This is a genomic window from Pedobacter sp. MC2016-14, from assembly GCF_020991475.1.
In the GTDB taxonomy this organism is placed as follows: domain Bacteria; phylum Bacteroidota; class Bacteroidia; order Sphingobacteriales; family Sphingobacteriaceae; genus Pedobacter.
Genome location: NZ_JAJMPA010000001.1, coordinates 1,451,755 through 1,473,561 on the forward strand (window position 1 = coordinate 1,451,755; position 21,807 = coordinate 1,473,561).

The following is a 21,807-nucleotide window of genomic DNA, read 5'->3' on the forward strand; positions in this document are numbered from 1 at the left end:
GACCCACTTTCCGGTTTTTTATTGAATTAGCTGAAGTAATTATTGGTTAGCTTTTTATCATAGTATTTTGGTTTAAGTAAAATATCCGGGTTAATTATTAATGTGATACGATGATGGTGTTCTTATCAATTTTAAATTTTACATCCATGTAATTGAAGATCTCTAAGGCTTCCACCAGTGATATATTCCTATTTATCCCACCTGTAAATTTACGGTCAGGGATGCCGCCAACGTATTTAATGTCCATATTATACCATCGCGACAACTGTCTTAAAGAAGATTCAAGACTGGTATGGTTAAATCTAAATTTCCCATCTTTCCATGCCGTTGCATCTTCACTTGCCAGAGAAATGTCGATGCTGTTATTTTGCATTTCCGATTGTTGTCCAGGTTTTAAGATTGCAGTTTGCAATGGCAACTTTGAACGTCCGTTCTGCAATACAGATACCATTACACTTCCTTCCAGGAGCGTTGTTTTTGTAACTGGCTCATCGGGGTAGCAGTTGATGTTGAAGTGCGTGCCCAATACGGTAACAGTTTGGTTCTGAGTTTTTACGATAAAAGGATGTGCTCTGTCTTTTTTAATTTCAAAATAGGCTTCTCCTGAAAGTTCAATTTTCCTTTTGTCCGAACCAGCAAATGTTGTGGGGAAAGTTATACTGGAGGCTGCATTAAGCCATATTTTAGAATGATCAGGTAAAATTACTTGATAACTACCCCCACGCGGGGTAGTTATGGTGTTATAAGTATCTGTCTGGGTGCCGCTGGGTTTCTCTCTGGCTGCTCCTGTAGAAACAACACTGCCGTCACTATACTTTAGGCTGGAAACATCAATTACTATTGCCGTTTTGTTACTGCTTAGCTGGATAGTTTTGCCATTACTCAATTTTAATGTTGCTTTGCTGCCGCCGGCCGGGATGTCATGGTTATAAACAATGTTTTGCTTTGGCTGTACGAGAGGGTTTTTAAAATAAAACAGGCCTGCGCCAAACATCATAATAGCTAAAGCTGCTGCTATAGAAATGTTCCAGACGGTATAATTTCTTTTTTTCGGCAAACGGCCCTGTATAACTTCCCACATCTCATTCTCGGCCGCTAAAAAATCATTCCCGGTCAATCCGGAATCTCCGTTTTCCCTGTAGTGATGGATAAATAGACGAACCTGCTGCTCTTCTCTGGCAGTAAATTGCCCGGAGGCTAATTTATCCAATAATATGTCGACCTGTTTATTATCCATGATCATATTTGAATGATTTTTATCCTAATTATATGGCAAAGACGATTCAGAATGCCGAATCAACCACAAAGCAGGAAAAAAATATAATGCTGGATTATCTATTGAGCAGGTGCATGATAAATACCACCAGTCCCAGCTTGTTTTTTAGGTGTGCCGAAGCTCGCTGAAGCTGGGTAGCCACTGTATTTTCGGAAATTTCCATTTCTGAGGCAATCTGTTTCACGCTATAATGTTGTTTGAACCTAAGCTCATAAACCTCCCGCATTCTGGCTGGCATAGCCGCAATTTCACGCTCAATCATTGCTGTTACATCTTTTTCCCGGATCAGAAAGTCTGTCTCTACCGAGTCTGCTGCTATTTGAAACGGTTGACTTAACACATGTTTTCTCACTATCTTATTGTGCTTCCAGATGTCCAGAATTTTATTGAGTACTGATTTGTACAAAAATCCTGATAAATAGGTTTTAAGTATAAAACCTGAGCGTTTTTCCCATAAAGAGATGAACACCTCCTGTACAACATCCTTAGCTTCCTCTTTGACTTGTAACCGCCTAAAAGCATATGCATACAGAAGTCCGTTATAGCGATTATAAACTTCACGAAATGCAAGCTCATTGCCTTCACTTATCATGGCAACCAATTCCGAATCGGTATATGTGTTCAACTCTTTCATTATCCCGTCCCTAAAGGTAACTAAAATTACAGCAATTTTGATCGCTACAATAGGGAAGGGTTGCAATATTTAAAATTTATAGGCCAAAGATCTCTGCTAGCTTTGTGTCTATCTCCTTTGAATCTCCGGTATATCTTGCCAAAACTTTACCTTCTTTGTCTAAAAGAACCTTAGTAGGAAACACGCTAACTCCATACGATTTCACGGCATCAAAAACCTGCTGATCTTCGTTATTCAACACCTGAAGCCAGTTCATTCCATCTTCTTCTACAGCTTTCTTCCAGCTTTTTTTATTGTCCTCTAGTGTTTTTCCATGCTCTTCTGCGATACCCAGAATTTCAAGCCCTTTACTTTTATACTTACTGTATATTGCCTTTAAATGTGGGTGACTTGCCCTGCAAGGACCACACCAGCTTCCCCAAAAGTCAAGTAATACATACCTACCTTTAAGCGTATTTAAATTCACGGGATTTCCATTGATGTCCTTTTTGTTGATTTCTATAGCTGTTTTTCCTGTAGACGTTGCCTCCAAATTTGCAATCAAATCTCCTACAGCTTTGCCATCGGGTATATTTTTATATTGCTGATTAAGTTTAGCATAAGCCGCCTTCAGCATATCCAAGCTCAACATGGTTCTTAATGTCGATAAATAATAAACACTTGCAATTGATTCTGGATGCTCTTTAATAAACCGCAATTTTGCCGGTTCATTCATCATCACACTCATCTGGTTAACTGGCGCAGAAGAAGCCGCTGCTTTTGCATTTTCTTCCTTAGCGTACTGATCCATTTTTGCCTGGGCAATGTCGTATTCCAGGTTTAAACTTCCTCCGTTCACTTTGGCTGCATTAACTTTGTCTGCACCATCAGTAGTTAACGTAATATCGGTGTTTGTTAAAATGAGGCTGCGCGGAGCTGAAGGCATACCATTATTTGCATTCGTTGCTAAAGACTGGTCCTTAAACCTCAAACCAAAGGAGGCAAACGAAACGGCATCCACCTTACCCTGGAAAACCATTTGACCATTTTCTACTTTATAGGTACGCTCAATAACGGGTTGATGGTTTTCATTTTGATAATATAAAAAAGGGACATAATTGTCAAAATCTTTAAGGCTTACCTTAAGGGTAAATCCAGTTTGTGAAAAGGCACTGGAAAAAACCAACAACAGTCCGAAGCAGAACACATATTTTTTCATTTTCATTTTGGTTAAGTAATTTTAATTCATTTGTTTTGGTCAAGAGCTATTATTTAGCTCCTACTGGCTGGCCATTGGTATCAAATATTTTTATACTATAGCCTAATTTACTTAAGCCAGAAATAAAAATGTCCTTTTTACCAACCACAACAATCCGCGTATTTTCTGCGCTAAAATATTTCTGACTTACCCTCAGAATATCGGAAGGGGTAACGGCATTTATTTTCTTGAGGTAGTTTCGGTAAAAATCTTTGGGTAAATTGTTCAGTACAATGCTGCGTGCAAAACCAGCTGTACGGGCCGGGTCTTCTAAACTCAAAGCGAAACTGCCGTTATACAAGTTTTTCGCACCTTGAAGTACTTCAGTGTTTACGATTTCCGTACGCATGATCCTGATCTCGCGGAGAAATTCAACGATCGCACTATCTACCTTTTCATTCCGTACCGCTGCATTTGCCGAAAATGCTGACTGGAAGCGGCCAGATCCCACTGTTGAATAAGCGCCATAAGTAAAACCGTGCTTCTCCCTTAAATTTCTAAACAATTTTGAGTCGGCACCACCACCTAAAATTTCATTTGCAAGTAATACTGCGTGGTAATCTGGATTGCTCAGCGGCAAATCCATTAAATTTGTAATGTTGATTTCAGACTGCACCGCGTTGGGCATATCTACTATGTCAATTTCAGTTTTTAAAGGGTTGCTAACCTTAGCAATTTTGGGAAATTCAAGTTCAATGCCAGTCCAATCGCTGAATGCTTTCATTGTTATGGCTTTTGCGGCATCAGGTTTGATGTCACCCACAAATGTTATGAATGTCCTGGAGGGTGTGATGTTGGCTTTGTATGCATTTTTAACGTCTGTTAATGTGATGGAGTTGATCGTTTTTTCTGTTGCAAATTCACCCATTGGGTGAGACAATCCATAAGAAAGCGCCGTTACCATTTTGCGCGAAACAGCCGATGGGTTAACTTCATTTGACTTGAGATTTGACAGTGCCTGAGATTTTATTTTATCAAAAGATGCCTGCGGAAAAGACGGGTTACGCAAAGCATCCGCCATCAGCAAAAAAGCAGGTTCAAAATAGCGCGTCAAGGCAGCTACGGATCCACCTGAAGATGCTACTTTAACAACAGCTCCCATTTGGTCTACCGCCTCATCAAACTGAACTTTCGTTTTCGTAGTGGTGCCTTCCAGCAGCATGCTTCCTAATATATCCAGGGTACCCGCCTTTGGTCCCTCAGTCCGTGGACCTGCATCAATGCTGAGCGTAGCACTAACCTTTGGCAACTTATGGTTTTCAACAACAAATACAGTTATACCATTGGGTAATTTAAAAGAAAGCGGATCTTCAAAGGCCAGAACAGGGGCCGGGCCGGCTTTTGGTAGTTTGCTTCTGTCAAGTTTTTGTGCACTTGCAGACTGGATTAGTAATCCAGTTAAGGCGATGATATAAAGCTTATTCATGTTTATTTCTTGGGTAGGTAATACAGCACAACACGACTATCTTTTTGGAGGTATTTACGGGCTACCTCACGAATTTCCTCCCGTGTTATCGATTGAATTTCTTTGAGCTGTTCATTTACGGCATTGGTGTTTTTGTTTTCAAAAGTATAACCGTTGGCCAGGTTTTCAGCCAGTCCAATCATGGAACTGTTTGTGCTTACAAACGCATTTTCAAACTGATTTTGCAGCTTTTTAAATTCCTTTTCGGTAATGAGTTCATTTTGCACCCTGGTTACTTCTTCGTCAATATCTGCAAGTAGATCCTTTAACGGGGTGTTATTTGCGGGCAGTGCCAGTGTAATGTACATGCCATAATCCTCTAGTGTAAAGTTAAAAGCACTTACTTGCAACGCAGTTTTTTGGGCATCAACCATCCTTATACTTAGGCGGGAACTTCCGCTTCCAGACAAGAGTGTACTTAACATGCCCAATACCTTATTATCCCGGCTTTTCATGCCCGGTGCACGATAAGCGGCGAAGATTGCGGGGATTTGGATATTTGCATCATAAGCAGTATCAATGATCTCTCCCGAAATTGGTTTTAAAAAATAGTTGGGTTTCACAATCGGGGTACCTTTCGGAACTTCTGAAAAATATTTGCTGACCAATTCTTTAGTGTTTTCAATGTTGATATCACCAGCTATCGTGAGTACCGCATTTGAGGGGACGTAATACTTTTTAAAAAAAGCCTGGAACTCTTCAAGTTTTGCGGCATCTAAGTCAGCCATTGCACCAATAGGCTGCCAGCGGTAAGGATGTCCTTCAAACAGATGAGCGGAAATGGCCTCAATGTATCTCGAATATGGGCTATTGTCTACCCGCATTCGTTTCTCTTCTTTTACCACCTCATTTTGAGTTCTTACTCCTGCTTCTTCAATTTTAGGGTGTAACATGCGTTCGCTTTCCAGCCACAAGCCCAGTTCTAACTGGTTTGAGGGGAAGGTCTCATAGTAAAAGGTACGGTCTTGTGTGGTGTTGGCATTGTTATTTCCGCCGTTACTGCTCACGATCTTCATGAAATCTCCCCGTTTCATATTTTCAGTACCTTCAAACAAGAGGTGTTCAAAGAAATGGGCAAAGCCCGTACGGCCAGGGATTTCATCTTTAGATCCTACATGGTACATGACCGATATCGCTACAACAGGTGCTGTTTTATCCTGATGGAGTATCACATGTAAGCCGTTGTCAAGGTCATATTCTGTAAACTTTACGTGTTGTGCTGTGGTCTGTAGGAAAAGTCCGGAAGATGCCGCAATCAGCAGTAATTTCAATTTCATGATGTAGTGTTTGCGTATTATTTTATTTCGCTGCTACTGTTGCAGCTTCATTATCTATCCATACTGGTTTATTATCTAACATATCCCGAAGGCGGTTTTTCAGCCTCATGGTAATAATTTCATTGTCCATTTTTATAGCGGCAAAATCGTCTATGGCTTTCTGTTGACTTTTCAATGCTTCGTCCTTTCTACCGAGTTTGTAAAGAAGGCCAGCCGTTACTTCCGGGATGGTAAAATTATCGCTATATGCTGCTGCTACGCTCATCCAGCTTAGTGCTTCGTTCAAAACAGCTTTATCATTTACCCTTTTGTATGCCGCAGTAGCCATATCACGAACCCTGTAAGCGTAATTGGTTGCTGCAATACTACCAACATACTTTCTCGACATTTCAATTTGTTCCGGGCTGGCATCTTTCATTTGTCCGGCAGCTACGCTTTCGTTAAAACTTTTTAACTGTTGGGCATCTGCTTCTTTAATGCTATTTTTATCAAAGGCAAGTAGTGACTTGCTGTATTTGTAGAGCGCTTTAATGAGTTCCGGCTCATTTCTGGTTTGTGCATAATAGCTCATCCTGGTTTCATCTGCATCTATAGCAGCATTGCTTCCAGGAGATAGGGTTGTCCTTACTGCAATAATTTTTTCCAGTAGTTTAGTGTCTTTTCCTGCAACTGCTCTCTTCAGATCTCCAGCGGCATACTGAGAAAGCATTCTGTTTACGGAGGTTTCTGGCTGGCCCATTAATTTGGCAACCTCAGCTTTATTCGCAGTTAAAAAGCTGAAGAAGGGGCCATCTACGGTTGCGCCCTGCTGCTGCAGCAGGAAGGTCAATGTTTCCTTTGATAATAGTTCCTCTTTTGAAGCCAGGGAGACGTACTGGTCGATAAGGTAATCATCTGCCAGGCGTAATTTTGCTCGTTTTTTCATGTATGCCATCAAAAACTCCTTATCATTTTTTTTTGTAGAATATTCGGCTTGCCATACAGGCAAAGGCTTAGGATCTCCAAATTCAATAATTGCGTTTTCTGCTTCTTTAATAAATGCCTGTTCCGGCATTGCACCTAAAGTGGTATAATACAGGGTTCCATCACCATTCACAAAAAGGTAAGTAGGATAGGCGTTTACCTTATAAGTTTTGGCGATGGTTATGCCTTCGCCTTTCTCTGCGTCTATTTTATAGTTGATGAAATTGGTGTTAAACTTATCACCAATTGATTTCAATGGAAATATGTCTTTTGCCATCATCTTACACGGGCCGCACCAGCTGGTGTAGATGTCGATAAAAATTAATTTCTTCTCAGCTTTGGCCTTTGCAAGTGTTTCCTTCCAGGTACCTTGGTAAAATTGAATACCGTCTTGTGCGTACACTCCGCAGGAAAATAGTAGGAGTGCAATAATTATTAACCTTTTCATATGTGTCAATGACTTGTTTTAGGATATTGATGATTTATGTTTATTCCTTTTTAAACCGTGTAACTATGCAAAGTACATGGGTAAAATTGTTAGCCATGTACTTTCACAATAGTTGAAAATCTGATTCTAAGGATTGTCAGACATTTCTGGATTTTGACCTAAAATTTTTGGTGGTATACGTAGTGTTAAACGGGTTTTAGTTAGTGTAAAGGTCGTAGCTCCCGTGGTTAATCCAGTTGCAGGATACAAAATATGTGTGTACGCATCGTTCTCAAAAATCGGATCTATTGACAGCCTTCTCATGTCTAACCATCGATGGCCCATTCCGGCAAATTCACGGATGCGTTCATCAACAATAAACCTGATCAGCTGATTTTGGTCAGCTCCGTTCACACTTGCAGGAATGGCACCATCAGGCATTCTTCTTGACCTTAAAAACACAACATCCTGACGGGCTCCGGCCAGGTCATTTGCCCGGGCTTTACATTCAGCACGTAAAAGATACATGTCTGGCAAATTTAACCAAAACGTATGTTGAGGAGAGTTCCTCCTTTTAAAGCCGTTTGGATAGGGTGTTCCGCCATAAAAGCTGTCGGAAAAGAAGCGCAAACGATAATCTGTTGATTGATAAAGGTCCATGGCTTTTTTACTAATGATCAGCTCAGCGCCCGGGCCACTGCCAAAAAGAGGTCCAAGATAACTCGCATACGGGTTAACGCCAACACGGCTGATGAGTAATTCCCTATTGTTTGGAAGAATAGGATAACTCACCCCAAAGATCCCAACTGTCCAGCTTGGAGGAGTCCCGCCAAAGGTTGTATTGTAATCGTAAAGCGATACAGACGTACCCACTGTGCCAATATCGCTAATGCATGAGTTTAATAACGGCAATGCCAAATCAAAATCCCGCATAAACACACGCACTTTACCAAGAAGTCCTTGTGCGGCAGCCCTGGACATTCTTCCATTAAATGGAATGGTAGTTGGAAGGTTCGGAATTGCAGCATTAAGGTCAGCCAGGATGAAGTCATAAAATTCCTGCACAGTTGCTCTGCTGAATGTGGTTTGTGTGGCATCTGCTAAGGTTATAATAGGGAAGCCTGGATCTGTAGCCGCAGTTGCCCGGTTATAAGGCTTAGCATAGATCTGGATGATCAGGAAATTCATCAGCGCGCGCATTGCCCTTGCTTCGGCAATGATAGATGCTTTTTCAGCTTCTGTTCCACCAATAGATTGTGGTGTTTCATTAATTACACTATTATAGGTGTAAATTGACCGAAGTAAGCCTGTTGTTGTTCTGGCTGCCTCACTATAAACTGTAAGCTCGCTGGGGTTTTCATCCGGTTGATAAATCGTTGCATCCCATCTAAACATCCGCTGTGATTTTAAGGTAGTTCCTGCAAAATAAGGCTCAATGGCAGATACGTCATCGCCCATCACAATAGGAGCTTCGTAACCATTGGCACTTAAAATTATTACAGAGGAGTTTAATAAAGCAGAATACTCGCTAGTTTTTTGAGCGATGAGCCTCCCTTCAGGCACAACCTCTAAGAATGACTTTTTGCATGAAGACAAACAGGTTAAGATTAGCAGCAGGCAAAGTAATACGGTATATTTTTTTTCTAATAATTTCATATCCATTATTTTTTAAAATCTAACATCCAATCCAAATGATATTGTTGCCTGATTTGGTCTGATCGGGCGGGTAAGCGGGCTGTTGCTTAAGCCATAATAATCCGGATCAATCCCTTCATCATTGGCTGCCCACAGCAAAATATTATTCAGGTTTGAACGCAATGTAATCTGTTGTACACTTAATCGTTTAACTAGAGCATTAGGCAAGCTATACTGTAAGCTGATATCCCTCAGTTTGATGTATGAAGCATCGAGTACATTAAGATTGCCTTGTGTATAATAGTCCGTGTTTCTCTGGCTGGCACTTGTTGCACTGTTCACGATATAAGACGGAATGTTTGTCCGTGCTTCATCTCCCGGCTGTCTCCAGCGCAGTAGAAAGTCAGGATGTATGTTTCCAAAAGCTCCGGAGCCCTGACCATATAATCTTCCAGCGTAAAAGGTGTTCACGTCATTGCGCATTACATGGCCAAAATTAAAGATAGTCTGGGCGCTTAAAGTGAACTGTTTGTAAGTAAATGTATTACCAAAGCCACCCGTCCATTTTGGTTGCGTTGTTCCCATGTACAAAACATCATTTGCCAAGGGGATACTATTTCCACTTGATGCTTTAGTAGTAGAGCCATCGGCCTTTCTTATTTGTGGATCACCTACATTGTCAAGCCCAATAAAATCATAAGCCCACAATGCATAGGCACCGTATCCCTCCACAAATTGCTGACCTATCCTGCCCGCGGCTGAGGTAATTGGCTGAAAAGGGGTTAGCGAGACAATTTTATTTTTGTTGTAGGCAAAACTTAAATTACTACTCCAGGTAAAATTGCCGGATTCAAGGTTAAGTGTATTTAAGCTTATTTCTATCCCCTTATTGTCTAATTTACCACTATTGCCATATAAGGTATTCACCCCAGTAAGTATGTTGGTTGTAACATCGCCAAGCATATCAGTAGTTATCCGGTGGTAAGCATCTATTGAGCCGGTAATTCTATTTTTTAAAATTCCGAAATCAGCTCCTAAATTCGCTGTTGAGGTTCTTTCCCAGGTTAACCTACGATTAGCAGGTGTGGCTATCTGTAAGGATTGTTGTCCCGGTGCAAAGGTAGTCGTTATCGATTGTAAAATATCGTCAGACGCCGCAAGTCCGGGTCCGGGAGAATTACCACCAATACCATAAGTCAGTCTTAAAGCAAGTGTAGATAACCAATCTGCCTGATCCATGAACTTTTCGTTACTTACAGCCCACCTTGCACCGATACTCCAGGAAGGTTTATTTTGTGCCCCCTTGTCTAAGCCGAATAGATTGCTTTGATCATTACGTATGCTTCCATTAAGGCTGTAATTTCTCTTAAAAGTGTAAGCAAAATTTCCAAAATAAGAAGTGAATCGACTTAAAGATGCCGGATCTTCATAATAAGAGTCATCAAATAAATACCCGCCGATACCATTGATGCTATAGACCCCCGAAGTAGATACGGTGTACCAGTCTATAGGAGAGCTGGTTGTTAGCAATTGTGGATTCCATCCCCTTACCCGTGTTCTATAGGTTTTAAATTTTTGTTCCTGAGCTTCTTGCCCCGCTAAAAGGTTAAGCATATGTAACCCATTTTTCCAGCTATTTTCGTAATTCAGTACATTTCTAATGGTCCAGTTCTGTGTATAGCCATTCGTAGAGGTCAACCTGCCTCCTGAAGTTGGAAAATAAGAGCGGAAAGGTAATCCAGATGAGGCGAGATCCTGGGTAGCTCCCAAAAGTTCAGCACGAACAGCGTAGTTGGCCTGGTCTTCAAAAATACTTGATCTGTTTGAGCCCCGGGTAAAACCGTACGTTCCTTCAAACCTTAATCCTTTGAAAAGTTTTACCCTGGCTATAAATTGGTTTCTGGTTACCAGGTCGTTCCCGGTTCTGTTTGAACGCTCAAATTCATCAATTGGATTATAATCCAAATTGATCCTACTCCGGTTTTGAAAATCTAACCTACGGGCCTCAGGATAGGAGGGGGAGGCCATCCAGGGCAAGGAAAGGCCATTGCCTGATGCATCCCTAAAATACTGATATGGTAAAAAGCTGAAGTTTACGGATAATGGGTTCTTTGCGCTGGTAACATTATAATTCACATTGGAACGCAAACTTAAGTCAATAAAATTGTTCACTTTAAAGTCTTGATTGAGCGTCAATTGGTAAGCGCTGTTTTTTTCACCGGGGATGCTGCTGATTGTTTTAGTATAAGCGCCGGAAGCGTAAAAAGCATAGCGCTCTGCCCCTCCCTGCAAAGAAAAGGTATTATTTATAGTCGCAGCATTTCGATACCAGGTGTCCAGGATATGTTCCCTATTATCAGTATTGGCTAAATTCTCTAAAGCCGCTCTTTGTTGAGCGGCGGTAAGATTGGCTTGATTGTACAGGATCACATCGTGTGGTGCCATTCCTCCAGCAGTTGCATTTGTAGCCTGCGCGTATGAATATAGGGTCTGGTAACCGGGAGAGTTAAATAGCTCTTCAGCAGTTTGAATGTACTCACGACTACTTAGATATGGCGAATAACCTAGATCTGGCTTACCCATAAAATTTACATAGCCGTTGTAAGTAACATTAACTTTTGAATTTCGCTCTCCTTTTTTGGTCGTTACTACGATTACGCCATTAGCTGCCCTGGCACCCCAGATCGAAGCAGCCGTTGCGTCCTTCAATACGCTAACATCAGCTATATCCTGCGGATTGATAGTTGAAAAATCGGCAATAGGGATACCATCAACTACATATAGAGGGCTTGAGGCGCTGTTAACAGAGGTCAGACCTCTTATCAGCACCCGTGTAGAAGGCCGTCCGTCAACAATTGTATTATTAATTGCCAGACCAGGTACCTGACCTTCCAGTCGTTGTAAAAGATTTTGGCTTGTGGTCCTGTTTGCAATAACCTTCATGTCTGGCTTACCAAAAGACCCCGCACTTCTCTCTTTAGACAACGTTTGGTAACCTGTGTTTACAATGGTTACCGTCTGCAGGTCTTCTGCTCCGGAGACCAGGCTTATGGTGCCCATATCTGTTGCAGGACTAAGAATCCGGGTCCTGTAGCCGATAAAGGAGATCGATATTCTGGACTGATCATCAATGCCGCGAATGAAGAATTCTCCGTTGGCGTTTGTTGAAGCACCTGTTAAAGTGGTTTCACCTTTAAGCACCAAAATATTTGCACCTGCCAACGGCCGGCCATTTTCATCCACCACACGCCCGCGCACATCAATATTAGCAAAGGTAGATAGTACTTTATCCAGAAAAGAGGCTGTTTTCTTTTTAACAATTACAGATTTGTTATTGATGGTATATTCCAAATCCTGTCCTCTAAAGCACATTTCAAGGGCCTCTTCAAGTGTGGCATTGTTTAGGTTCACATCAACACGACGGGCAGCCTTAATTAGTTTTGCATTGGTGAAAAAATCATATCCGGTTTGAAGGCTGATTTTATTGAGTAAGGTTTCTAAAGATGCGTGTTTTTCTACCAGCGTAATACGCTGCGCAAAAGAATTGGCGCTTACCTGCATAAAACAGGTGAAAAGTATAATTATGATGAGTTTCATAATCAATAATAGTTTAGATGGCAGCCATAATTTTGGCATACCGCAATTTAAAGTATTTAATTTCATACTTTTGGTTTGGTTTAGAGTTAACACTTTATACGATTGACATTGTGATCCAGAAGTGATTTTACACAAATGGATTGGGCTGGCTTTAGACTTTTGGCGCAGTTGTGGTGCAAACACTTCTGCGCTTTTCTTAGTCATTCTCTGTTTCAAATAACAGAAAGTACTGTTTATCCAGCAGCCTGCTGTTAAGTTAACTTTTCTGTCGTAGCTGTTTCTTCATTTTTAGGTTGGTTTTTTAGGTTGGTTGTTGATTATTTGTTGTACTTCATTACTGTGATTCGTGCACCCTCAATTTTAAAGCTAACATTTTCTGTCAAGGTCATCATCTCAAGTACAGCTGAAATGTTTTTAGCTCTGGAAATTACCCCTGCAAACGTGATGTCCCGCGGAGCATCGGCGGCATAGATGATTTTAACATTATACCACCTGGATATTTTTCTCATGATACTTTCCAATGGTTCTTCATTGAACCTGAAATAACCTTCTTTCCAGGCAACTGCTTCCTGAAGATTGGCTTGTATAACCCTGGTGGTATTAACAGCTGGCGTGCTTATGGCTTGCTGCCCGGGAATTAAAAATACGTTGGCTTTATCTGAAGACTGGTTGAAGGGGCTAACCTTAACGCTGCCTTCTAATAAAGTAGTTTTAGTATTTGGCTCATCCTCATAAGCATTTACATTAAAATGTGTTCCGAGTACCTGGATATTTTGGCTACTGGTTTTTACAATAAACGGATGGGTTTTGTCTTTGGTAACCTCAAAGTACGCTTCGCCTTTTAAAACCACGGTACGGTTGCCGCCCTTAAATGCCATTGGGTACTGCAAAGAGGATTCTGCATTCAAATATACTATCGTTCCATCGCTTAGGGTTATTTGATATTGGCCGCCACGTGGAGTGGTAATGGCTAGCCCTTCGGGGCTGCGTTCAGCTTCAACTGTAGAGCCATCATTGTAAGTTAGTTTGGAGTCGCTTACTATGACACCAGTTTTTGAACTGCTTAAGGGGATGGTTTTTCCGTTTGATAAAGTAATATAGGCTTTATTGACACCAGCTGGGATATCGTTATGAGCTATAACGCTTACAGGGTCAGTTCTGAGATTTTGGAAAACAAGAATAGTACTAATGGTTATGAGTATGGCGGCCGCTGCGGTTATGCGGTACCAAAGTGCCTTTACTTTTGTTTGAGGTACCAGATCATAGTTTGGTAAGTCAATAGGTAATTCCAGTTGTTTCGCAATGGTATTCCATACCTCTAATTCAGATCCGGCAACTTTCCTGTAATTTTTAAGTTTTGAATGAACAGTATTGTCTTGATTCAATCGCTCAAAATACGCCATGTTGTCCGGCGATGAGGCTACCCAGCGCTTCAACTCCTCTTCCTGATTTTCATCAAGCTGATCATTCAAATGTTCTGCAATTAGGTGAGAAATATGGAATTCTTCTTCAAACATAGTACGTATTTTAAGGTAATCTTGCGTAGCTGTGTATATAAACCATAACAAGTTAAAAACAACCAAAAGAAAATGGATTATTTTTACAGTTTTTGAATAATAATCAAAAAAGCGGCGAAAAATGGTCCTGAAACTCCCTTTTTCAGAAAAGATGATTTGAGTAATTCTACGGCCCTGGTTTTATGGTTTCTGACAGTCTGCACAGAAATTTCAAGCTCAGCTGCAATTTCATCCGTTTTTTTACCTTCAAAATAAAGCATGGTAAAAACCTCTTTGCATTTTTCCGGCAATAAGTTAATTTCCCTGTCAAGGATTTTTAAGAATTCAGCCTCTATAATTTCGTGTAAAACTGAGTTTCCGTTTTGATCAATCTGCTCAAAATATAGTTGCTGTGCAGCAGTTCTTTTCTTCAGGTCTCTCAGGTAGTTTAAACAAGCTCCCCTCACACTGAGGTATAGAAACGATTTTATATTCGCTGCGGTTTCAAACTCCGCATGTTTTTCCCAAAGCTTTACAAAGGTGTCTGTAACAATATCCTTCGCTTCTGGTTCATGCTGGGTTAAACGGGTGGCAAAGTAACATATAGGTTTATAATGTAGTTTATAGAAATACCCTAAGGCCTGGTTATTACCAGCTATAAATTCATTTAACCAATATTGTTCATTTTCTTTGCCTTTAGGCTCCATTTAATTTTTATAACCATGGGCAATATCAGAATTTTTTTTGGATAAGCTAAAATGGAACTGCTGATTAAGGTCAGTATTTATTATATGCAGTTTTGAAGGAAGCCGCATCACCTTGCCACAGTAATTCGGCAAGTTCCTGATCACTATATGCACTGTATTTATTCATAGACCCTGGCAATCGTCAATTTTATTAATTTATCAGCAGCCTGAAGATTATTTTGCAAACGCAATTATAATGGAAATAACTTGTTTCATGCAACGGGCAGGCTTTTTTTCGTCCTGTACAATAATCCGGAAAGGGCCGTCTGCAGCTGCTAAGGCTTTGCCGTCCATTTTATCGGCTACAATAACCAGTCTTTCTGTAAATTCAGGATCCAGTTCTGCCAGTGAAAAAGCCACCTGATAGCCATCACTTGCTTCTGCCAATACATATTTTGTGAGGTTTTCTCCGCGGAGTGCCGCCCCCAGGGTAACACCCGCTTTGGCGAGCAGGGTGGATAGGCTTACTCCTGAATATATATGGTCTTTATTGTCCTTGTCTTTTCTCGTTACCTCGGTCCTGTTCAACTGCTGCAGATCTGAAGCCTTAAAAACAAAAGGGTGGCTTACTTCACCGCTTATCTTTATGCCTGCTTCTCCTGGTGTTTGAGCATGAAGCATTGCCGGGTTAAAGGAACTGAGGAGCAAGGCTGCAAAAATTGAAAATAGGATTAGTTTCATCTGATTTTATGGTTTTGGCTTAAAAATGGATTTGAAAATTTGGGATCAGTAATAAAAGTAGAATCAGTTAGGGTATTTAAAAATGCAAGTAAAGCTTTTTTTTCTTTAGGAACTAATTTTAGCGCAGTTCCTTCTTTAACATTGGATTCATGTTGTAAAAATGCGCTTAAAGATTCAGATTGCTGAATATGCTCACTGTAATGTTCAATTACTTCCTCCAGGGTGTTAAAGCGTCCATCGTGCATGTAGGGTGCCGTTAAAGCAATGTTACGGAGTGTAGGAACTTTAAACCTGCCGTGGTCAGTTTTTTGCCCGCTAATCCTTTCAATTCCGGGGTCTGCAGAAACCAGGTCAAGCCCGTTATTATGAAACAGTTCCTGGTAATTTTTGGGCCCGCCATGACAGCGCGCGCAATTGGCACCCCGGATTCCTTTTTCGGGATTTGGTGCGGTGTTAAATAAGTTGAGGCCTAGCATCTCTTCAGTTGATAGCTGGGCTGTATGCTGGAGATATTTGTCGTACCTTGAGTTTGCGGAAATCAATGTACGTTCAAACTGTGCAAGCGCCATAACTATTCTTTTTTCCGTGACTTGCCCGTCCCCAAATACATTTTTAAAAAGCTTCGGGTAGGCAGTTGTGTTCTGTAACTTTCGAACAGAAATAACCAGCGACTGGCCCATTTCATGGGGATTGATCATTGGAACGCTCGCCTGCTCTTCCAGGGAAGCAGAGCGTCCGTCCCAGAAAAATTTCCGTGCCCAGAGCAAGTTGGCCAGCGACATAGCATTGCGTTCGGAAAATGCGCCGTCAACACCTTTGCTTAATTTCTTTCCATCCGTAAAGGCCTTTTCCTGCATGTGGCAGCTTCCACAAGAGAGTGAATTGTTGGCAGAAAGCCGGGTTTCGTAAAAAAGCTTTCTTCCAAGCGCTACACCTTCTTCCGTTAAGGGGTTGTCTTCAGGGATGTGGATTCGGTTTCCAAAGTATAGGGGATATTTGAGTACATAGGGTGTTTGCTGAAACTTTTGCGCTGCATTCCAGGAAGAGAGTGCGAAGATGAAGAAAGAAAACAGGAGTAAAAGCCCCATTCCCCTAAAAGGATAGGTATGCTTTTTACTCTCGCATTCCGGCTTGCCCATTAGTTAATTAGTAATTAAAAATCAGGTTGGCAAAGAAGTTCCTGCCTTGTTCTGGATAGCCCTGTGCCAGGGTATAATTCCTGTCAAAAAGGTTATTTGCTCCAGCCTCAACAGTGAATCCTTTTGGAAGCATCAGGTTGGCTTTAATACTGGTAAGGTTGAAAGCACCTGGTTTTAGGGGTTTTCTGCTGTCACGAATGCCATTGATATTGACCTGCCCCAATTGAAATATCCTTTTAGAGGTGTCGGATTGTTGTGCATGAAGGTTTATCGAGAGAAAAAGGGAGCAAAAGACGAGCGTAGATTGTAAAGCTATTCGCATAGATGAATTCGTTATATTTTTGAATATATAACGAAGGTATTGAAAAAATGTTCTTTGAACTATAGTTTTAACCTGGGGTGCTATAAAACAATTTGATCAAGGCTTTTTAAAAAATCTTTAAACCTTGTTTGCAGCTCATAAAACTGTTTTATTGCATTGAGGGCATGTTCGGTAACTTCTGCGTTACCACCACCTTTACCCCCTCGGCTAGTGATGACCACGGCTGAACTAAAGTGGGTATTCATGTGATTAATCATGTCCCAGGCCTGTTTGTAAGACATTTTCATTTGTAATGCGGCTTGTCGTATAGAACCTGAGGCCTGAATCCGTTCCAGCAGTTCCACCCGTCCAGGCCCGAAAATCTTCTCATCCGAAAATTCAATCCACACCCTGCCGTTAATTTTATAAGAAGGTTTATTCATCGCTAAATATAGATATATGCGGCCAAATTTAACCTTTTAATATAATGTTATATTACTACATCCGGCAAGCTTATTTTTTCTAGCACCACTGCGGGTTAAGGCTAAGGTTCGTTATATTACTAAGCTACCCAGGTAAACACTTTCCGATTGATCCTTTCTGTTCTCTGCATTGAAGGCTGCATAAATATGCAAAGTATTACCCCGTGATTTTGGATCTATAGCAAGCAGGTCTGTTCCCATATACCTAAAAGCACCGGCGGTAATGGAATAAGCTCTGTTGGCAGTTACATCGTATGCCAGCATCATGATCTGGTCGCGCACTTTACCATTGGCCACATAGTTTTTATCCCAGCTAAAACGCAAATTTAATTCTTCCTCAATAGCTACGTGCATGTTTTCAGATAAGGACAAGTTGCCCATGCTCACCTTCATGAGTTCAGGAAAGACCGTAACTGCCATCCCTTCACTTTTTATGGCATTTTTAAGAAAGTAAGATTTTGCCGCAGATCTTCCACGCTTAGGACTGTCATTATTAAACCCAACTTTTACAAAAGATAAAAGTGGTTTAAGCCAGGCTTCGGCAACCCTAAACCTATGCTGATTGGCAAGTTCTCCTGCGGTGAATGGTTTGGTTCTAACCGGAGCTGATTTTACATAAAATAAGCCATTTCTTGAGCTGCCTACCAGTTTCCCAATCTTCCCTGTGAAGGGACCAAAAAGACCATTATTTAATTTACCCATATCTCGTTTTAACCAGTTTCTAAAGCTTGTTTTGCGCTGGTTTTAGGCCAAGTTATAAAATATTTATGTTGTAAGTGCTTTGTGTTTAGTTGTTTAAATGTCAAAAATATAGGGTTTACAGGGAGGTTCTTCGCACAAAACGGTTTTAAAGGCCGAAACTGAGCCGTATAAAAAACGTGTAAAACAGGTAAAGTTTAGCTGTCTTATACGAGCTTTACACGAGGTCTATACGAGTTCTATACCTGTTTGATTACAACAAGCTTCCTGGAATTAGGCAGCAACTCCTGAATATATTTAAATAAGCAGTTAACTGAGGCGCGTCAGCTGTATCTACAAAGTTGAATAGATTTCGTCATCCACAGGTTCCAGCCATTCAGGTTTCCCCGCAGTTTGCTTTATTTGAAGAAAGATGTTTCTTTAATGCCACGCTATTTGAATGTTGTACTTTTTCATTTGAAAAGCTTAATTTTTAGTTTTTGTTTTACCTGAACTTTGTATTTAAATTATTGGGGTATGGCAAACATTAAGAGCAAAGTTGTAGTCAGTCAAGAAGGCTCCGGGGCGCCGCAGGGGATAAACCGTCGCGACTTTTTATCACTCACTACTATGGCAGGTGTAAGTTTAATGGCTGCGCCATTGTTATCTATGGGAGCGCCCGCAAGATCTGAAAAACCTAAAAAAGGAGAAAACAAAATGAATACAAGAAAACTGGGAAACCTGGAAGTTTCTGAAATCGGACTCGGGTGCATGAACATGACTGGGAATTATAACCCGCCGGCTAATCATCAGGAGTCTATACAGACCATCCGTAAAGCATTTGAAAGTGGCGTAACATTTTTTGATACAGCAGAGGTATACGGACCCTATATAGATGAAAAACTTGTCGGCGAAGCGCTGGAGCCTTTTCGTAACCAGGTCAAAATAGCTACTAAATTCGGCTTTGCCATTGACGGAACGGTGGGTTTGGACAGCCGTCCGGAACGAATCAAAAAAGTTGTGGAAGAATCTTTAAAGCGTCTTCGCACAGACCATATCGATCTTTACTATCAACATCGTGTTGATCCTAATGTTCCTGTTGAAGAGGTAGCTGGTGCCATAAAGGAACTGATCCAGCAAGGTAAATTGCTACATTTTGGACTTTCTGAAGCGAGCGCTAAAACTATTCGTCGTGCGCATGCTGTACAACCCCTTACAGCGGTACAGTCTGAGTATTCGTTATGGACACGGAATGTCGAATTGAATGGAGTATTGGACACTTGTGAAGAGTTGGGTGTCGGATTTGTACCTTGGTCGCCTTTAGGGGCAGGATTTTTAACAGGTAAGTATGATACTAAAACTAAATTTGACGAAAAATCGGATTTTAGAGCTGGGTTCCCACGGTATTCCAAAGAATTCCTTCCATTAAATATGCCTATCATCGAATGGCTCAAAGGTTATGCTATTAAAAAGAATGCTACACCTTCACAAATCGCACTTGCATGGTTATTAGCAAAAAGCCCAAGCATCGTTCCGATACCGGGCACCCGTTATCAAACACATCTAATGGAAAACCTGGCTGCGCAAAATATTCAGCTTAGCAAAGAAGATGTTCAGGAAATAGAAACCTGCTTTTCTAAATACCCTGTCTACGGAGATCGCATGGGTGAAGCGCACATGAGTTCGATTGATTATACATTTTAACAGAAAGATCATTCATATTGATTACAAGCCGCAGAACATCTGCGGCTTGTTTCGTTATGATTTTTCCTGATCACTTGATGGCTGGGTGGATCGATGGGGAAGTGAAGGGCGGTAATAAAATATAGACCAGTTCGTTTTGCTTATTGCTTAGCTATCTTAATTCGATTTAATCATTATATTAGCCAAGTATTAATTCATAAAAATTCTTAATCAGGCCCTTTTTTCATGCAGAATCAATCTGAAGAGGATGACAATAGATTACTAAAAGCAATTGCAAATGACGACGAAAAGTCTTTTGCAAGGCTGTATGCGATTTATTGGCAGCCGCTTTACTTGACAGCGGCTAAGGTGTTGCGTTCTCAGGAAGAAGCAGAAGATGTGGTTCAGGATGTATTTCTTTCTTTTTGGAACCGAAGAAAAGAAGTGAAAATTTCAACATCTTTAAAGGCTTATCTGATGACGAGTGTAAAATACAAGTCAATTCATTACATTGAAAAGAATATTACCAGAAGAGATTATCTGGAACTTTTGACGGATGTTTTAACGGCAAGTAGCCCTGCAGTGGCAGAAACTAATATATATGTGAAGGAATTGCAGGCTTTAATAGATAAAACACTTAAGAATATGCCGGCAAAAATGCACAAAGTGTATACTTTAAGTCGTGATGAGCATTTAACACACAAAGAAATCGCAGATCAGCTTGGTATTTCTACAGAAACAGTAAAAAAACACATTCAACATGCGCTCCAGCAACTCCGTGAGGCCATTGTTGGTGCAAATGTGCCACTAACGGCAGTGCTGATTTCAATTTTATTTAAAAAATAACAATTTTATTTACCCCCTTGCCCGCAGTTACCGGACATGTATATAAATCCGGCAGAAAAATGCTGGCAGGGAAACAAATGAGTACAGAAAAGGCGAAGCGGCTTCTTAAGAAATATTTAAATGATCAAAGCAGCCCCCAGGAGGAGCTGGTAATTGCACAGTGGTATAAAAAACTGTTGGACTCAGGGACCACAGATTTTAATCCGGCAGAACTGGAAAAGGTAAAGGCCAGAATGGAAAACCGCTTAATGCAATCCATTAAGAAAAACCGGATTCAATTTAAGAGAAGACGGTTGTTCCAATATTTTGGTGCTGCGGCAGCTGCCTTATTCTTAGGTGTACTTTCTTATACCTATTATATAATAGAGGTTGCCTATCATCCTTTGGAAAAATCGGAATTGGTGGCCTTGATGCCTTCGCCTCAACATGTGCTCATCAGGTTTTCCAACGGTAAAATTGTAAATCCGGATACAATAGTTGAAGGCAAATTTTTCCCGATTGAAAAAGGCCTGGAGATGCAGAAAACAAAATCAGGAAAAATACAATTCATTGCTCAAGCCAACTATTCTGGAAGGCAAGTGAGCAGTACCATTCAAACTTCGGGAGCTACGCATTTTGGGGTGGTACTTTCAGATGGAACAGAAGTATACGTGAACGCAAATTCCCGCTTCACCTTCCCTGCGGCATTTGGTAAGGATGATCGTGTTGTAGCCTTGAAAGGCGAAGCGTATTTTGAGGTATTTAAGACAGCGCAGCATTCCAGGTTTTATGTAAAAACAAAAGACCAAACCATCAAAGTACTGGGCACAAAATTCAATGTAAGTGCGATTGGTGCTTCGCCGATCACCAAGACGACACTGGTGGAGGGTTCTGTAAGTGTAACACCAAAAGATAAGGCCTTTAAGGAAGTGATTATAAAGCCCAATCAGCAACTTGTACTAAAAGGAGATGGTACGCAGGTATTAAAAGTGGACGCACCAGCAGTAATGAGCTGGAAGGACGGCTATTTTGTTTTCAATGGAAAGAACACCCTGGAGGTATTGGGCCAGATTGGTTCCTGGTATAACCTGGAAGTGGAGAATGAGCATAACGGAAACTTAGTAGAGTATATTGGAAAAATCCCGACTGAGGTAAGCCTGGGAGAACTGCTCAACATTCTCAACTATACCGGCATCCAGGCACAAGTACTTAAAAATAAAAATGGAAAACTTAAGCTAATTATCCTATGACCTAAACAACTACTC

The 21,807-nt window shown here is 41.0% G+C and carries 18 protein-coding genes; 3 read left to right on the plus strand and 15 right to left on the minus strand.

Annotated elements, in window-relative coordinates; all coding sequences use genetic code 11:
* Positions 1-97 precede the first annotated feature (97 nt).
* The 15 genes from LPB86_RS06060 to LPB86_RS06130 all read right to left on the minus strand — a co-directional run bounded on the left by LPB86_RS06060 (position 98) and on the right by LPB86_RS06130 (position 18,058).
* Entirely contained in the window at positions 98-1,237 is a 1,140-nt protein-coding gene (locus LPB86_RS06060; protein ID WP_230641843.1) for a FecR family protein, read from the minus strand.
* Positions 1,238-1,331: 94 nt separating this feature from the next.
* Complete coding sequence (locus LPB86_RS06065) at positions 1,332-1,910, minus strand: RNA polymerase sigma factor (RefSeq protein WP_230641844.1); 579 nt, start codon at positions 1,908-1,910, stop codon at positions 1,332-1,334.
* Positions 1,911-1,986: 76 nt separating this feature from the next.
* A complete protein-coding gene (locus tag LPB86_RS06070) occupies positions 1,987-3,114 on the minus strand; it encodes a TlpA disulfide reductase family protein (protein ID WP_230641845.1) in 1,128 nt (375 codons plus the stop codon).
* 43 nt (positions 3,115-3,157) lie between these two features.
* Positions 3,158-4,573, minus strand: coding sequence for a pitrilysin family protein (locus LPB86_RS06075; protein ID WP_230641846.1), 1,416 nt, complete (start codon positions 4,571-4,573; stop codon positions 3,158-3,160).
* A gap of 2 nt (positions 4,574-4,575) precedes the next feature.
* Complete coding sequence (locus tag LPB86_RS06080; RefSeq protein WP_230641847.1) at positions 4,576-5,889, minus strand: pitrilysin family protein; 1,314 nt, start codon at positions 5,887-5,889, stop codon at positions 4,576-4,578.
* Between the two features lie 22 nt (positions 5,890-5,911).
* Positions 5,912-7,300 carry a thioredoxin family protein gene (locus tag LPB86_RS06085; RefSeq protein WP_230641848.1) on the minus strand — a complete coding sequence of 463 codons (1,389 nt, stop codon included), beginning with the start codon at positions 7,298-7,300 and terminating at the stop codon, positions 5,912-5,914.
* Positions 7,301-7,426: 126 nt separating this feature from the next.
* Positions 7,427-8,935 (minus strand): RagB/SusD family nutrient uptake outer membrane protein, encoded by a 1,509-nt coding sequence (locus LPB86_RS06090; protein WP_230641849.1) that lies wholly within the window; start codon positions 8,933-8,935, stop codon positions 7,427-7,429.
* A gap of 12 nt (positions 8,936-8,947) precedes the next feature.
* Complete coding sequence (locus LPB86_RS06095; RefSeq protein ID WP_230641850.1) at positions 8,948-12,511, minus strand: SusC/RagA family TonB-linked outer membrane protein; 3,564 nt, start codon at positions 12,509-12,511, stop codon at positions 8,948-8,950.
* Between the two features lie 317 nt (positions 12,512-12,828).
* On the minus strand, positions 12,829-14,028 hold the full coding sequence (locus tag LPB86_RS06100; RefSeq protein ID WP_230641851.1) for a FecR family protein: 1,200 nt from the start codon (positions 14,026-14,028) through the stop codon (positions 12,829-12,831).
* Positions 14,029-14,111: 83 nt separating this feature from the next.
* Complete coding sequence (locus tag LPB86_RS06105) at positions 14,112-14,714, minus strand: RNA polymerase sigma factor (RefSeq protein WP_230641852.1); 603 nt, start codon at positions 14,712-14,714, stop codon at positions 14,112-14,114.
* A 213-nt stretch (positions 14,715-14,927) separates the two neighbouring features.
* The gene (locus tag LPB86_RS06110) at positions 14,928-15,434 is read right to left on the minus strand and encodes a molybdopterin-dependent oxidoreductase (RefSeq protein WP_230641853.1); all 507 of its coding nucleotides are present in this window, start codon (positions 15,432-15,434) and stop codon (positions 14,928-14,930) included.
* Positions 15,431-16,573 (minus strand): cytochrome-c peroxidase, encoded by a 1,143-nt coding sequence (locus LPB86_RS06115; protein ID WP_230641854.1) that lies wholly within the window; start codon positions 16,571-16,573, stop codon positions 15,431-15,433. The genes LPB86_RS06110 and LPB86_RS06115 overlap by 4 nt, the downstream gene beginning before the upstream one ends.
* 7 nt (positions 16,574-16,580) lie before the next feature.
* Positions 16,581-16,895, minus strand: a complete 315-nt coding sequence (locus LPB86_RS06120; RefSeq protein ID WP_230641855.1) for a TonB-dependent receptor — start codon at positions 16,893-16,895, stop codon at positions 16,581-16,583.
* Positions 16,896-16,975: 80 nt separating this feature from the next.
* The gene (locus LPB86_RS06125; protein WP_230641856.1) at positions 16,976-17,317 is read right to left on the minus strand and encodes a winged helix-turn-helix domain-containing protein; all 342 of its coding nucleotides are present in this window, start codon (positions 17,315-17,317) and stop codon (positions 16,976-16,978) included.
* 111 nt (positions 17,318-17,428) lie between these two features.
* A complete protein-coding gene (locus LPB86_RS06130; RefSeq protein WP_230641857.1) occupies positions 17,429-18,058 on the minus strand; it encodes a DUF6266 family protein in 630 nt (209 codons plus the stop codon).
* A 513-nt stretch (positions 18,059-18,571) separates the two neighbouring features.
* Between LPB86_RS06130 and LPB86_RS06135 the strand changes: the two genes are divergently transcribed.
* The 3 genes from LPB86_RS06135 (at position 18,572) to LPB86_RS06145 (ending at position 21,792) form a co-directional block, all read left to right on the plus strand.
* Positions 18,572-19,738 carry an aldo/keto reductase gene (locus tag LPB86_RS06135; RefSeq protein ID WP_230641858.1) on the plus strand — a complete coding sequence of 389 codons (1,167 nt, stop codon included), beginning with the start codon at positions 18,572-18,574 and terminating at the stop codon, positions 19,736-19,738.
* Between the two features lie 225 nt (positions 19,739-19,963).
* Positions 19,964-20,563: an RNA polymerase sigma-70 factor gene (locus LPB86_RS06140; RefSeq protein WP_230641859.1), complete on the plus strand. Its 600-nt coding sequence runs from the start codon at positions 19,964-19,966 to the stop codon at positions 20,561-20,563.
* A gap of 77 nt (positions 20,564-20,640) precedes the next feature.
* The gene (locus LPB86_RS06145) at positions 20,641-21,792 is read left to right on the plus strand and encodes a FecR family protein (protein WP_230641860.1); all 1,152 of its coding nucleotides are present in this window, start codon (positions 20,641-20,643) and stop codon (positions 21,790-21,792) included.
* Positions 21,793-21,807: the final 15 nt, after the last annotated feature.